At 64.4% G+C, this 14310-nt stretch carries 11 protein-coding genes; 4 read left to right on the top strand and 7 right to left on the bottom strand.

Annotation, left to right across the window (positions count from 1 at the left end; genetic code table 11):
* Positions 1 to 354 precede the first annotated feature (354 nt).
* On the top strand, positions 355 to 4749 hold the full coding sequence (locus tag EN850_RS32090) for an autotransporter outer membrane beta-barrel domain-containing protein (RefSeq protein WP_136092882.1): 4395 nt from the start codon (positions 355 to 357) through the stop codon (positions 4747 to 4749).
* Positions 4750 to 4815: 66 nt separating this feature from the next.
* On the opposite strand, the gene EN850_RS32085 is transcribed toward EN850_RS32090, so the two are convergent.
* A complete protein-coding gene (locus EN850_RS32085) occupies positions 4816 to 5742 on the bottom strand; it encodes a DMT family transporter (RefSeq protein WP_136092881.1) in 927 nt (308 codons plus the stop codon).
* A gap of 176 nt (positions 5743 to 5918) precedes the next feature.
* Between EN850_RS32085 and EN850_RS32080 the strand changes: the two genes are divergently transcribed.
* Both EN850_RS32080 and EN850_RS32075 read left to right on the top strand, forming a co-directional pair.
* Positions 5919 to 6323, top strand: a complete 405-nt coding sequence (locus tag EN850_RS32080; protein ID WP_127280567.1) for a YciI family protein — start codon at positions 5919 to 5921, stop codon at positions 6321 to 6323.
* Complete coding sequence (locus EN850_RS32075; protein ID WP_135930923.1) at positions 6320 to 7591, top strand: RNA polymerase sigma factor; 1272 nt, start codon at positions 6320 to 6322, stop codon at positions 7589 to 7591. Before EN850_RS32080 ends, EN850_RS32075 begins: the two co-directional genes overlap by 4 nt.
* On the opposite strand, the gene EN850_RS32070 is transcribed toward EN850_RS32075, so the two are convergent.
* The 4 genes from EN850_RS32070 to EN850_RS32055 form a co-directional block, all read right to left on the bottom strand.
* Complete coding sequence (locus tag EN850_RS32070) at positions 7557 to 9119, bottom strand: DHA2 family efflux MFS transporter permease subunit (protein WP_135867454.1); 1563 nt, start codon at positions 9117 to 9119, stop codon at positions 7557 to 7559. The genes EN850_RS32075 and EN850_RS32070 overlap by 35 nt on opposite strands.
* A 7-nt stretch (positions 9120 to 9126) precedes the next feature.
* Positions 9127 to 10230: an HlyD family secretion protein gene (locus EN850_RS32065; RefSeq protein WP_127873487.1), complete on the bottom strand. Its 1104-nt coding sequence runs from the start codon at positions 10228 to 10230 to the stop codon at positions 9127 to 9129.
* On the bottom strand, positions 10227 to 10781 hold the full coding sequence (locus EN850_RS32060) for a helix-turn-helix domain-containing protein (protein ID WP_127873488.1): 555 nt from the start codon (positions 10779 to 10781) through the stop codon (positions 10227 to 10229). The genes EN850_RS32065 and EN850_RS32060 overlap by 4 nt, the downstream gene beginning before the upstream one ends.
* 198 nt (positions 10782 to 10979) lie before the next feature.
* Positions 10980 to 11585, bottom strand: a complete 606-nt coding sequence (locus EN850_RS32055) for an NADPH-dependent FMN reductase (RefSeq protein ID WP_127873489.1) — start codon at positions 11583 to 11585, stop codon at positions 10980 to 10982.
* Positions 11586 to 11675: 90 nt separating this feature from the next.
* On the opposite strand from EN850_RS32055, the gene EN850_RS32050 reads away from it, so the two are divergent.
* Positions 11676 to 12044 (top strand): helix-turn-helix domain-containing protein, encoded by a 369-nt coding sequence (locus tag EN850_RS32050; protein ID WP_127281183.1) that lies wholly within the window; start codon positions 11676 to 11678, stop codon positions 12042 to 12044.
* 504 nt (positions 12045 to 12548) lie between these two features.
* Here the strand turns inward: EN850_RS32050 and EN850_RS32040 are convergent.
* Together EN850_RS32040 and EN850_RS32035 are read right to left on the bottom strand one after the other, a co-directional pair.
* Positions 12549 to 12944: an acyl-CoA thioesterase gene (locus tag EN850_RS32040; RefSeq protein ID WP_127279779.1), complete on the bottom strand. Its 396-nt coding sequence runs from the start codon at positions 12942 to 12944 to the stop codon at positions 12549 to 12551.
* A 371-nt stretch (positions 12945 to 13315) separates the two neighbouring features.
* Positions 13316 to 14257, bottom strand: a complete 942-nt coding sequence (locus EN850_RS32035) for a phosphoribosylaminoimidazolesuccinocarboxamide synthase (protein WP_127279780.1) — start codon at positions 14255 to 14257, stop codon at positions 13316 to 13318.
* Between the last annotated feature and the right edge of the window lie 53 nt (positions 14258 to 14310).

The raw sequence follows: 14310 nt of genomic DNA, 5'->3' as shown, positions 1-14310 counted from the left end.
GCGGGCGAAATATTTAATAAAAATTTCACGACACACAAAAATTTACTTGCGGCCACGCCCGCTTCAGAGTCACCCGGATGGCTCTCTGCTTTTGGGCGAGGCCGTCAAAACGCAAATGAGGGATTTGGAAATTTCAGGCTGAACACTGCCGTGAGCGGTGCCCCCTTCCGGCCCTCGAAACGAGGCCGCACCCGTCGCGCCCCGGCAGTCTCGCCGCCATCCAGGCATGCAAGGAATTACTTATATATATTGATTATATTCAGAACATCTAATGTTGCGTTGAAGTAACGGCAGAAAAAAATCAGTAACGAACGCTTCAACTGCGAGACAGGAATCAAACCCGGAGTTAACCTATTGCCGGTTTGGTTCGGCGCGAGCCACCCGAACCGCGACATTGGGCATGGCAGGCAGCAGAGTTTCGAGCGGGGCAGACTGATGAAGGCGAACGGCGGCGCGCTTCGGCGCATTCGGGACGGGATGCTCCTTGCGGGTGTGAGCGGCGCGGCGGTGGCCTGCCTGTTTCCAGGGATGGCATCGGCGGCGCAATACGACGTCGCCAGCCTGGGCGAACTCAACAATGCCCTGGCCACGATCACTTCGACGGGTGACCCAACTCCGGTTATCGTCTTGAGGGCCGACATTACGACCAGCATCAACGTCCTGACTTCGACCAGCCCGCTGACGATCGACACGAATGGATACACGCTGACGGCTCCTCAATTCAGCGGTGGACAAGCGGTGATCGTGACCGGAACCGGCAATGTTGTCGGACTGAGTAACGTGGCCGGGCTTGTGGTTAATAATGGGGCTAACGTCACCAATGAGGTATCGGTTGAAGGCGCCTCGTTCAGCACTCCGGGCACCACCGGACAAATTGGCGCGAGCGTCATGAACAATTCGACGCTTGCCAACAGCGGCAGCATCGTAGGCGGCAACGGCACCACGGCTGGCGGTCCAGGTGTGCAAGTGAGCTCCGGTGGCCAGTTGATAAACAACGCGGGCGGCACCATTCAGGGAGGTAGCGGTAGCCAAGGACCGGGAGGCATCGGCGTTGCGATTGGGAGTCCCGCCGGCGCGCAGACAAAGCTCACCAACAACGGTACCATCCTGGGTGGCGAGGGTACGACCAGCGGTGGCATCGGCGTAGTGGTGCGCACCAGTAATGTCGGGACGATTATCAACACCGGCAAAATCCAAGGCGGCACCGGAGCGGCTGCAATCATGACCAACAGCGTCGGGGGATCGCTCAGCATCGTCAACAGCGGCACCGTTAGCGGCGGCGCGGGCGCCAATGCCATTTCTCTTATCGCAGGCTCGACAGGGAGCCTTAAGCTTGAACTTCAGGCCGGTTCGGTGATCGTCGGCAATGTCGTGGGCGGAAGTGGAGCCAATGACGTCCTCACCCTCGGCGGCGACAACTTCGCGGTCCTCGACGGCATGATCGGCGATACCGGCCAGTACCGGAACTTCGACGTACTCGAAAAGACCGGCGCCGGCACCTGGGCGCTGACCGCGGACAACACCGCCACGCAAGCCTGGACGATCTCGCAGGGAACGCTTCAGATCGGCAATGGCGGTACGACCGGCGGCATTCTTGGCAATGTCACCAACAACGGCACGCTGGCCTTCGACCGCTCCGACACCTGCACCTATGCCGGCGTCATCTCCGGCAGCGGCGCGGTGAGCCAGATCGGCACCGGCACGACGGTGCTCACCGGTGCCAACACCTATAGCGGTGGAACCACGATCTCCGCCGGCACGCTCTCGGTCTCCGCCGACAACAATCTCGGCGATGCTTCCGGCGGCCTGACCTTCAATGGCGGCGTGCTGCAGGTGACCGGAACCGCCTTCACCGGCACCGACCGCACCATCACGTTGGGGTTGCTGGGCGGCAGCTTCGACATCGCCGACGCCGGTAACGCTTTCACCGCCAGCCAGGCGATCACCGGCAGCGGCGCGCTGACCAAGCTTGGCGCCGGCACGCTGATCCTGACCGGCGACAGCAACTACGGCGGCGGCACGACGATCTCGGCCGGCACGCTGCAGCTCGGCAATGGCGGCACATCAGGTTCAATCACCGGCAACGTCGCCAACAATGGAACCTTGGCCTTCGACCGCTCGGACACCTATACCTTTGCCGGCACGATTTCAGGCAACGGCGCAGCGATCCAGCAGGGTTCGGGCACAACGATCCTGACGGCCGACAGCAACTACACCGGCGGCACAACGATCTCCGCCGGCACGCTGCAGCTCGGCAATGGCGGCCTGTCGGGTTCGATAACTGGCAACGCCACCAACAACGGCACCCTCGTCTTCGACCGCTCCAACGGCCTGGTTCTTGCTGGCGTCATCTCGGGCAGCGGCGGCGTGATCCAACAGGGTTCGAGCACCACCGCCCTGACCGGCGACAACACGTACAACGGCGGCACGACGATCTCGGCCGGCACCTTGCAACTCGGCAATCGCGGCACATCCGGTTCGATAACAGGCGACGTCACCAACAACGGCACGCTCGCCTTCTACCGCACGGATAGCTATACCTTTGCCGGCACCATTTCCGGCAGCGGAGCGGTGAACCAGTTGGGGTCCGGCACCACGATCCTGACCGCCGACAACACCTATGCCGGCGTCACGACGATCTCGGCCGGCACACTGCAGCTCGGCAATGGCGGCACGTCAGGCTCGATAGCAGGTAATGTCATCGACAACGGGACGCTTGCCTTCGATCGTTCCGATGCAGTGACCTTTGCCGGCGTCATCTCCGGCAGCGGCGCGGTGAGCCAGATCGGCACCGGCACCACGATCCTGACCGCCGACAACACCTATGCCGGCGTGACGACGATCGCGGCCGGCACGCTGCAGCTTGGCAATGGCGGCACGTCAGGCTCGATAGCAGGCAACGTGACCAACAACGGCACCCTCATCATCGACCGCTCCAACGGCGTGACCCTCGCCGGCGCGATATCCGGCAGCGGCTCAGTTGTGCAGCAGGGCGCCGGCAGCACGACGCTCGCCGGTACGAACAGCTACGGCGGCGGCACGACGATCTCCGCTGGCACGCTGATCGGCCAGGCAACGAGCTTCGGCACCGGCAACATCCTGAACGACGCCGCGCTCGTCTTCGACCAGCCGGCGAACGCCACCTTTGCCTCCATCATCGAAGGCAGCGGCACGCTCACCAAGCGGGGCGCCGGCAATCTCGATCTCACCGGCATCAATACGCTGAACGGCGCGACCACGGTCGAGGCCGGCAAGCTCTCGGTGAATGGCTCCCTTGCCAACTCGGCCGTCACCATTCTCGGTGGCGGAGCGCTTGGCGGTAACGGCACCGTGGGATCGACGACACTCCAGGCCGGCGGCGTCATCGCGCCCGGCAATTCCATCGGCCTGCTGACCATCCAGGGCAATTTCGTCGGCGCGGGCGGCACGGTCGAGATCGAGGCTATTCTCGATGGCGACGCCTCTTCCACCGACAAGCTCGTCATCACCGGCAACACCTCGGGCACCGCCAACGTCAAGGTGATCGGCCTCGGCGGTGGTGGCGCGCAGACCGTCGACGGCATCAAGATCATCGATGTCGGCGACACGTCGGCCGGTACCTTCAACCTTTTGGGCGATTACGTCTTCCAGGGCGACCAGGCCGTGGTGGCCGGCGCCTATGCCTACCGCATGTATCAGAACGGCATTTCCACGCCGGCCGACGGCGACTGGTACCTGCGCTCCGCGCTGATCAATCCCGTCGATCCCGGCGGCCCGACGTCGCCGCTCTACGCTCCCAGCGTGCCGGTCTACGAGGCCTATGCCGGCGTGCTGCAGAGTTTCAACCAGCTCGGAACGCTGCAGCAGCGCGCAGGCAACCGCTCATGGACCGGAGCGGCGCAACCCGATGCGGACGACCGCGTCGAGGGTGGCAGTCCGATCTGGGGCCGCATCGAAGCCGCCCACAAAAAGTTCGACCCCGGCACGTCCACGACCGGCACCGACTACGACGCGGATCTGTGGAGAGTGCAGGCGGGCCTCGACGGCCAGCTCGCGCAAATGGCCTCCGGCGTCCTGATCGGTGGCGTGACCGTTCATTACGGTACGGTGAAGTCGGATATCTCCTCGGCTTTCGGCCTCGGCTCGATCGACACGACAGGCTACGGCTTCGGCGGCACGCTGACTTGGTACGGCAACAGCGGCTTCTATGTCGACGCGCAGGCCGAACTGACCTGGTTCGACAGCGACCTGTCCTCCGCCACGCTCGGCAAAAGGCTAGTCAAGGGCAATAACGGCTTCGGCTATGGCCTCGGTATCGAAGCCGGGCAGAAGATCGGTCTCCAGGGCAACTGGTCGCTGACGCCGCAGGCGCAGCTCAGCTATTCCTCGGTCGATTTCGACAGCTTTACCGACCCCTACGGCGCCGTCGTCGCCAATGGCGGCAGCGACAGCCTGATCGGCAGGCTCGGCCTGTCGGCGGACTATGAAAGCCGGTGGAAGGACAAGACGGGCCGGACGAGCCGCTCGCATGTCTACGGCATCGGCAATCTTTATTACGACTTCCTCGACGGCTCCGATGTCGATGTCTCGGGCACCGTATTCAGCAGCAAGTCGCGGCAGCTGTCGGGCGGGCTCGGTGTCGGCGGCTCGCTGAGCTGGGCCGATGACCGTTATTCCGTCAATGGCGAGGTCTTGGCACGCACCAGCCTGGAAGACTTCGGCGACAGCCGCTCCATCGGCGGCACGGTCGGCTTCAAGGTCAAGTGGTAAGTCGAGCCAGGCGCGCTTTCCGGGAACGGGGAGCACGCCTGGTGAAAACCAGCGGCAAACCTACCCTCAGACCGCGGCTTCGATCGGCTCGGCAAGCCTTGGATTGGAACGCGCCGCGATCAGGCAACTGGCGACGATAAGGCCCGCTCCCGCCAGCGTGGTCCAGGTCACCGCCTCGTCGAAGAAGAACCAGCCAAGCGCGATCGCCCAGATGAAGGCCGAGTACTCAGTCGGGATCAGATATTGCGCTTCGGCGCGCGCGTAGGCCCAGCTCATCAGGAACTGGCCGGCGAGCGACAGCGCCGTCACCCCGGCGAGCGGAAGCCAGAGCTCGCGCGGCAAGGCGATGGCGAGCCAGGGCGCCGCGAGACCGAGCATGACCGCCACGCACAGGTTCTGGAACAGCATGATCTCGATCGGCTTGGCCACCAGTGCCTGCTGCCGCGCAAGGATCAGATTGTAGGCATAGAATACCGTCGATACCAGCACCGCCGCCGTGCCGAGCAAGGCATCCCTTGCATGGTTCGCCTGCCCGAACTGGCCGCCCACGATGATTGCGACGCCCGCTATGCCGGCCATTGAGGCCCAGATCGCCTGACGCTGTATGCGTTCACCGAGCAGCAGCGCGGCGAGCAGCAGGGCAAACAGCGGCGCGACGAAACTGAGCCCGATCGCCTCCGCCAGCGGCAACCGGGCGAGCCCCCAGAAGAAGGACAGCAAGACAAAGCCGACGACCGCGGCACGCAGCGCATGCAGCCTGAGCACGGGAAGCGCGGGCAGCCTGCGTGGCCCCATCGACCAGCCTGTGCCCGCAACCACGGTTGCCAGCATGCTGCGCCACAGCACCGTGTTGTAGACGCCTACCGCGATGACCAGGACCTTCATGGCCGCGTCCATCCCCGACAGCAGGAAGATGCCTAGAGCGCAGACAAGCACCGGGACCATGGGAGAAACGGCGCCTGCCAGGCTAGATGACTTCACGAGGCCCCTCATGTGATGGATCGCAGCCGGATATATCAGGGCGGACCGGCGGGGCCAGATGGCAGCCTCGCCGATATGGCGGTCCAACACACGTTCGAGATCCGGGATTCGAAGTTTCTCCCGCGCCTGTCGATTTCACCATGGCCCGTTCGTCATATGATTGAACCAACCCAACCAAGGAGAAGACCATGCGGTTCATGATGCTGATGATCCCCGGCGGCTACGCGGAGGCGGCGCCCGATGTCATGCCCAGCGCCGAGGCGGTGGAAGGGATGATGAAGTACAATCACGAGCTGAAGAAAGCCGGCGTGCTTCTGACGCTCGACGGCCTGCATCCGCCGTCCGCCGGGGCGCGGGTCAGCTACAAGGGTGGCAAGCCTCTGGTCGTCGACGGCCCCTTCGCCGAGGTCAAGGAAGTGCTGGGCGGCTATTGGGTGATCGACGTGCGCTCACGCGACGAGGCCATCGAATGGGCCCGCCGCTGCCCCGCTGGAGAAAATGACGTGATCGAAATCCGCCAGGTCTTTGAAATGAGCGAATTTCCCGAGGACGTCCAGAAGGTGGCGGATCGTCTCGGCAGGATCAAGGATTGATCGCCAACAGAACCATCGAGGCCGTCTGGCGGATCGAGCAGCCGAAGCTCACCGCCAGATTGGCACGCACCCTCAGGGATGTCGGGCTGGCCGAGGAAATCGCGCAGGACGCCTTCGTGCTGGCGCTGGAGCGCTGGCCTCGCGACGGCATCCCGCGCAATCCGGCCGCCTGGTTGACGCAGGTCGCCAGGAACCGGGCGCTCGACCGGCTGCGCCGCACCACCATGATCGACGGCAAGCATCGCACGCTCGCCATCGACCTCGCCGAGCTGGAGCGCGAGATGCCCGACATCGAGACGGCGCTCGACGAGGATATCGACGACGACCTCTTGCGGCTGATATTCACCGCTTGCCATCCCGTCCTGCCCGCCGAGCAGCGCGCCGCGCTGGCGCTGCGACTCCTGGGCGGCCTGTCGACGCCGGAGATCGCCCGCGCCTTCCTGGTGCCCGAAGCCACCGCTGCCCAGCGCATCGTGCGCGCCAAGCGAACCCTTCGCGATGCCGCCATCCCGTTCGAGACGCCGCGCGCGGAAGAGCGCCGCGAGCGCCTCGCCGCAGTGCTGGAGGTGGTCTATCTCATCTTCAACGAGGGCTATGTGGCGACCGCCGGACCGGACTGGCTGCGCGCCGATCTCTGCGCCGAGGCGCTGCGCCTCGGCCGCTCGCTGGCGGCGCTGATGCCCGACGAGCCCGAGGTGCGGGGGCTGGTGTCGCTGATGGAGTTCAACGCCTCCCGCTTCGCGGCCCGCACCGGCAAAGCGGGCGATCCGATCCTGCTGCTCGACCAGGACCGCGGCCGCTGGGACTGGTCGCTCATCCGGAGCGGCCTCGACGGCCTGAATCGCGCCATGGTCCTGACCTCGGCGCCCGGCCCCTATCTGCTGCAGGCGATGATCGCGGCCTGCCACGCCCGCGCGGTCACCGCCGCCGACACCGACTGGATCGCGATATCGGCCTATTACCAGGCGCTTGCCTTGGCGGCCCCCTCGCCCATCGTCGAGATCAACCGGGCCGTGGCCGTCGGCATGGCGTTCGGTCCGGCGCAAGGCCTCGCCATCGTCGAGGCGCTGAAGGACGAGCCGCGCCTGAAGGACTCGCATCTCCTGCCCACGGTGCGCGGCGATTTCCTGGAGAAGCTCGGCCATCGGGCGGAAGCCAGCGCCGCGTTCCGCCACGCCGCCCAATTGACCGGCAATGACAGAGAGCGCGCGCTGTTGCTGGCCCGTGCCACCCTCAATGAGCGTCCGGCGGCGGCGCCTTCGGCGTGACATTGCGCAGGAACGGAACCAGCGCCGTCGCGATGACGAAGGCGGCCATGATCGCCAGGAAGGCGTCGGCGTAGGCCATGGTGGATGCCTCGCGATAGGCGAGCGCCCATAGCTGCTTCAGCGAAGCGGTGTGACCGTCGGCGACGGCACCGGGCAACTGCCCGTAACGCAGCGCGACGTTGTCGACCAGACGCATCGCGGCTTCGTTCTGCGGCGTCAGATGCGAAGCGATCGTCAGGAAATGGAAATTGGTGCGGTCGTTGAGGATCGCGCCGCAAATGGCGATGCCGACCGCGCCGCCGAGATTGCGCATCGTGTTGAACAGGCCGCTGGCATATTTCAGCCGTTCGGGCGGCAGGCTGCCAAGGCCGAGATTGACGCTCGGCGCGACGGCGAACACCTGCGGGAAACCGCGAAACAGTTGCGGAATGAGCAGCTCGGCCGCACCCCACTGGCTGGTGATGGCGCTGAAACTCCACATCGAGGCGCCGAAGGAGGCCAGCCCGAACATCATCAGCCAGCGCGTGTCGAAGCGCTTGGCGAGGAAGATGTAGACGGGAACGCCGACCATCGAGGCGACGCCGGTGGAGAACACAGCGAGCCCGGTCTGCAAGGCGTCGTAGCCCCTGACATAGCCGAGGAACAGCGGCGTCAGATAGATCGTGGCGAAGATGCCGATACCGGTGACGAAGGAGAGAAAACAGCCGATGGCGAAATTGCGGTTGCCGAAGGCACGGAAATCGACCACCGGCTGCGCAAAGGTCAGGCTGCGGATGACGAACAGAACCATGGTGATCCCGGCGACGATGGCGCCATTGCGGATCGTGGCATCGTCGAACCAGTTCCAGCGCGAGCCTTCCTCAAGGACGTATTCCGCCGTGCCCAGGCTGACCGCCATCAGCACCATCCCGATATAGTCGGCCCCCCTGAGCAGCGACGGATCGGCCTTGTCGATCTTGACCAGCAGCGCAACGAGGATGGTGATGATGGTGCCCGGAATGACGTTGACATAGAACAGCCAGTGCCAGTTCAGCGTGTCGGTGATCCAGCCGCCGATGACAGGCCCGAGCGTCGGCGCAATCGAGGCGATGCTGCCGACCACCGCTGCGGCATAGACCCGCCTTGGCCCCTGGAAATAATGGAACGACGAGGTGAACACCGTCGGGATCATCGACGCGCCGAGCAGCCCCTGCAGCGCGCGGAACACGATCATGCTTTCGATGCTCCAGGCGAAGCCGCACAGCATGCTGGCGAGCGTGAAACCGGCCGCCGAAATGGTGAACAGCCAGCGTGTCGAGAACACCCGCGTGAGCCAGCCCGACAGCGGGATGACGATAATTTCCGCCACCAGATAGGATGTCTGCACCCAACCGATCTGGTCCTGCGCGGCCGACAGGCCGCCGCCGATGTCCTGCAGCGACGACGCCACGATCTGGATGTCGAGAAGCGCGATGAACATCCCGACGCACATCACCATGAATGGCAGAATGCTGGCGATGAAGGATTGCGGGACGGCGCGCTCAGACATGGCGTCCTCAGTGCGCGCCAGTATCGACCATGACCGTGGTCGACAAGCCTGGCCGCAACGCGACCTTTTGCGCCTGGTCCTGGTCGATGGCGATGCGAACGGGCACGCGCTGGACGATCTTGGTGAAATTGCCGGTCGCGTTCTGTGGCGGGATCACGCTGAAGATCGCTCCCGTCGCCGGCCCAAGGCTGGTGACATGACCCTTGAGCGGCGCGTCCGGCGCGATGTCGGTATAGACCGTCGCCGCCTGCCCGTCGGTCATGTCGCGCAACTGGTCTTCCTTGAAATTGGCATCGACCCACAGGCCTGAAGCCGGAACGATGGTCAGGAGATAACTGCCCGGCGACACATAGGTGCCGACCTGCGCCAGCCTGTTGCCGACGATACCGTCGATGGGCGAGCGGACCTCGGTAAAGCCGAGATCGAGCTGCGCTGTATCGACATCGGCCCTGGCGGCCGCGAGCGCGGCGGTCGCTTCCGAGATCTGGGTGTTGAGCACATCGAGCCGTTGCGTGGCGGCCGCGAGCCCGGCGCGGGAGGCGGTCACCGACGCCCTGGCCTGGCCATCGGCGGCAAGGCTTCTCTGCGCGTCCTGCTGCGTGCCGGCTTTGGTGCTGGCCAGCGCCTCATAGCGTTTGGCGTCCTGGGCGGTGAAGACGGCCGCCACGTTCTTGGCCTCGAGATCGGCTTGCGCCTGCTCGATCAGCGAATTCTGCAGCGAGACCTGGGCGCGAAGATTATCGAGGGCCGATTGCTGCTGCTGGACGGCGGCCCGCGCACGGTCCAACGCCGCCATGAACGGCCGGTCGTCGATGCGGATGACGAGCTGGCCCGCCGTGACATGCTGGTTGTCCTCGACGAGGATCTCGTCGATGTGCCCGGCAACGCGTGGCGCCAGCGGCGTGACGTTGCCGCCGACATAGGCATCGTCGGTCGAGACGAGGAAACGGCCTGCCTGCCACCATTGGAGGCCATACCATCCGGCGACGCTGACAGCGACCAGGGCGCCCAATACCAGCAACGGCTTGCGGCGCTTCCTTGCCGGCGCGGGAATTTCAACGGTCGAGGGCTGCACTGGCTGCAACTCGGCAGCGGAGAGAACCTTGTTCATTTGCTCCGCGCCTCTTCACGGCTTTGATCAACCAGCGCGTTGTCGACAAGCGGCAGGCCGGAGCCGTTGCTGGTGAAGCGATATCGCTGGCGCATGCGGTCGGTGGCCATCGGCCCCGTGGCCATGGTGAAATCATCGCTGTCGAGCTGCCTGCCGCTCTGGCGATCCACCAGAACCGGCTCGGCCCAGCGACCATCAGTCTTGTCCACGACCACCAGGCTCGGGCCCTCGGGCGCCAGATGCTTGTTTCCCCAGGCGAGCAAGGAAAGCAGGACCGGGCGGAAATCGCGCGCCTTGGCGGTCAGCACATATTCGTGACGAAGCGGCCGTTCGCAATAGACGCGCTTTTCGAACAGCCCGCGCTCGACCAGGCTGTTCAGCCGCCGCGTCAGGATGTTGGGCGCGATCGCCAGGCTCTTTTGAAACTGGTCGAAGCGCGTCAGCCCCTGGAATGCGTCCCGCAGAAGCAGGATGCTCCACCACTCGCCGACATCGTCGAGGCTGCGCGCGATCGGGCACGGGCGTGTTTCGAAGCTTGTTTTCGCAACCATGATCGACAGTCTCTTTCAAGATGAAAGTGACTTGTAGCCAAGTTAGTTGCATTATGCAAGTCACTCGGTCGTGATCATGCGAGTGGGCGCGAGAGACGCAATTGACTGCGGGCGCAGCCGCAACTTCTTTGCAAGAACCCCAATGAAAAAGGGCGGCGCAAGCGCCGCCCTTCGGGAGGATGATGATCTGCTACGAGATCAGGCCGCCTGGGCTTCCCCAACGACGGCATCGGCGGCACGAGCGGCTTTCAGTACCTTGGCCCACCAGGCGACGTCGTTGACCAGCGCGGTGGCGGCCTGGTTCAGGTGCTCGAGATCTTCGAGCTTCTTCTCGCCCTGGCGCACGGCAAGGAAATCGCCCCAGGCGATATGGACGGCGGACTTGACCGGCGCCATCTGCAATTCGACGGCGTGCAGACGAAGCTGCTCGACGGCGCGCGAGCCGCCGACACTGCCATAGCCGACAAAGCCTGCCGGCTTCTTGTTCCACTCGTTGGCGGCGTAGTCGATGGCGTTCTTCAGCACGGCCGTCGGGCCGTGATTATATTCGGCGGCGGTGAAGATGAAGCCGTCGAATCCGGCGACCTTCTTCTGCCAGCGCTGTGCGACTTCGTTCTGCGACGGCGCCCAGGCCGAAGACGCTACCTCATCGAAGAAGGGCAGCGGAAAGTCGCGCAGATCGACAATTTCGACATCGATATCGGCATGTGCCTTGGCGATCTTGGCGATCCACTGCGTCGGCACGTCGGCGAAGCGGGCGGCGCGCGTCGAACCGATGACAATGGCGATTTTGGGCTTGGACATAAGGGGCTCTCCTTGCGGGAATTTTTGGTATCGTTTGGATACCGGCGCTATATGTGATACTGACAAACAGGCGCGCAAGGAGGCACGTTTTTGTTACTGAGGCACCCGCATAACACCGAGGACTGCCGGGCCGTGTCGGAGATCCTGCAGCGCGTCGGCGACAAATGGACCGTGCTCGTGGTCGGCAAACTGGGCGGCGGACCGCTGCGTTTCAACGAGCTGCGCGCGGCCGTCGGCGGCATCTCGCAGAAGATGCTGACGACCACCTTGCGCGGCCTGGAGCGCGACGGCTTCGTCACGCGCAAGGTGTTTCCGACCATTCCGCCGCGCGTAGATTACGAGCTGACCGAACTCGGCCATGAGTTGCTGGTACCGGTCGGCGCGCTTGGCGAATGGGCGCGCAAGAACACCCAGCGCGTTCAGTCGGCGCGCGCCAGATTCGACGAGATGCAAGCCTGAAACCCTTGCACGGCAAGGGCTCCGGAATTCGCACCGAGCGACGCTGCGTGTTTGCAGGGAAGTCATGGTTCCCTGAAATAGACGCCTTGGTCCGCTGAAAAAGACCTGGGAGTTTGTCTGTGGCGCTCGAGGCTCGGCCTCACGCATGCTCGCGCCCCGCGACGGTGACCGCATTCCAAAGGCAGCCAATCAGGCTCTTGGCGCCATGGCCCCGCAAGGCATCGGGCTGCAGATCGCGCACGTCGCTCTCCGCTCCTTCACACCAGTCGTGTCATGCAAACAGGCGGTGCGCCCGAGGTCCTGTTTGACTTCGGCATAAGCAGTTATGCCGAGCAGGCAGGCCAGGGCGGCGAGAGCCGCCGCAAGCCAGCCGTTCAATAGGTGTTGACGCATTGTCTTCCTCCGACGCCAGCAGAATTGGCCGTGGAGGCAACGGCAGGATGTCGCTGAGCGCATCGCTCCGCTCGGGCGATGTTACAAATGTCGCGCGGTGGCGGTATCGAATCAATTCTCGGCCGGAACGGCTTTCGGCTTGCCCTCGCCGTCGAGCGCCACCATGACGAAATCGGCGTGGGTGACCTTTTCCATCAGGTCGGAGAGATAGCGCTGCGCCCAGGCCTCGACCTTGAGCGTCATCGAGGTGCGGCCGACGCGTTCGACATGAGTGTAGATGCACAGCGTGTCGCCGATCTTCATCGGCTTGGCGAAGGACATCTCCTTGACCGCCGCCGTCACCACGCGGCCCCTGGCGCGCTCGGCGGCGCGAATGCCGCAGGCAAGGTCCATCTGCGCCATCACCCAGCCGCCAAAAATGTCGCCGGCCGCATTGGCGTCCGAAGGCATGGCCAGCGTGCGCAGCGTCAGGTCTCCGATCGGCCGTCCATCCGCGTACTGCACCATGCGAGAAATCCCTCGATATAATGATCATCGGTATCGCCACGGCAGGAATAGGTCAACGCAAGGCAGCCCCCGCTTCCTCGCCTCCATGGGATCACAGGCTCGCCGGTGGTGCCCCATTTTCGGTGATAGTGGGTTTTGGAGAGGGCTTCCCCCACTCCGTCGCTGCTTCGCAGCGCCACCTCTCCCCCCTCCGGAGGGAGAGGAAGGGAGCCCGGCCGGGCAAGCTCGCGCCTTTCCTCTCCCCGTCGATCGGGGGGTCCGAAGGACGGGCGAGACCCGCGGCTCGCCCCGGCAAGGTGTCGAGCGAAGCTCGACGGAGTGGGGGTCGACTGCGCGGCGTAAGACCAGGCGCTAGCTGAGAGACGCACCTCTCAAAAATAATCTGCAAGGTTAGCTCGGATACGATCGAGAACCGTATCCCCGGAAAGGTCGGGAACGAATGCCTTGCCCGTAATCGCCTCGAAGGCCTGGGCATAGACACGCGAAGCCTGTTCGACGACCTCGTCCGGGATCCTCGGGATCGGATCCTTGTAAGGATCGCAGCGCGCCGCCACCCACGAGCGGATGAAATCCTTGTCGAAGCTCTCCGGCCGCGTGCCATCAGCCAGCGCCTGTTCGTAGCTCGCCGCGATCCAGTAGCGGCTGCTGTCGGGCGTGTGGATTTCGTCGGCGAGAATGATCGTCCCGTCCTTGTCGGTGCCGAATTCGTATTTTGTGTCGGCCAGGATCAGGCCGCGCTCGGCGGCGCGCGCCTGGCCGCGGGCGAACAGCTGCAAGGCGTAGCTCGAAACGGTCTCCCACTGCGCCGGCATGAGCAGGCCCTGCCCCAGGATCTCGGCCCTGGACAGCGGCTCGTCATGGCCGCCATCGGCGGCCTTGCTCGTCGGCGTGATGACCGGTTCGGCCAGCTTCTCATAGTCGCGCAGGCCGTCCGGCAGGCGCATTCCGTACATCTCCCGTTCGCCGCGCTTGTACCGGGTCAGGATGGAGGTGCTGGTGGTCCCGGCCAGATAGCCGCGCACGACGATCTCGACCGGCAGGATCTCGAGCCTTGTGCCGACGACGACGTTGGGGTCGGGATATTCCAGCACATGGTTCGGACAGATGTCGGCGGTTTCCTCGAACCAGTAGCGCGCCGTCTGCGTCAGGATCTCTCCCTTGAACGGGATCGAGGTCAGGATGATGTCGAAGGCGCTGAGACGGTCGGTGGCGATGATGATGCGCCTGCCGTCGGTCAGGTCGTAATTTTCGCGGACCTTGCCCCGGTAATAGCCCGGCAGTTCGGGAATGAAAGCATCCGACAGGACACGCATGGGTTCTCCTGCCTTGTGCAGAGTGGCCGATGTCCCCGCATAGTCCTTCGACC

The organism is Mesorhizobium sp. M8A.F.Ca.ET.207.01.1.1, assembly GCF_004794715.1.
GTDB lineage: Bacteria > Pseudomonadota > Alphaproteobacteria > Rhizobiales > Rhizobiaceae > Mesorhizobium.
This window is presented reverse-complemented; position numbering and strand designations above follow the sequence as displayed.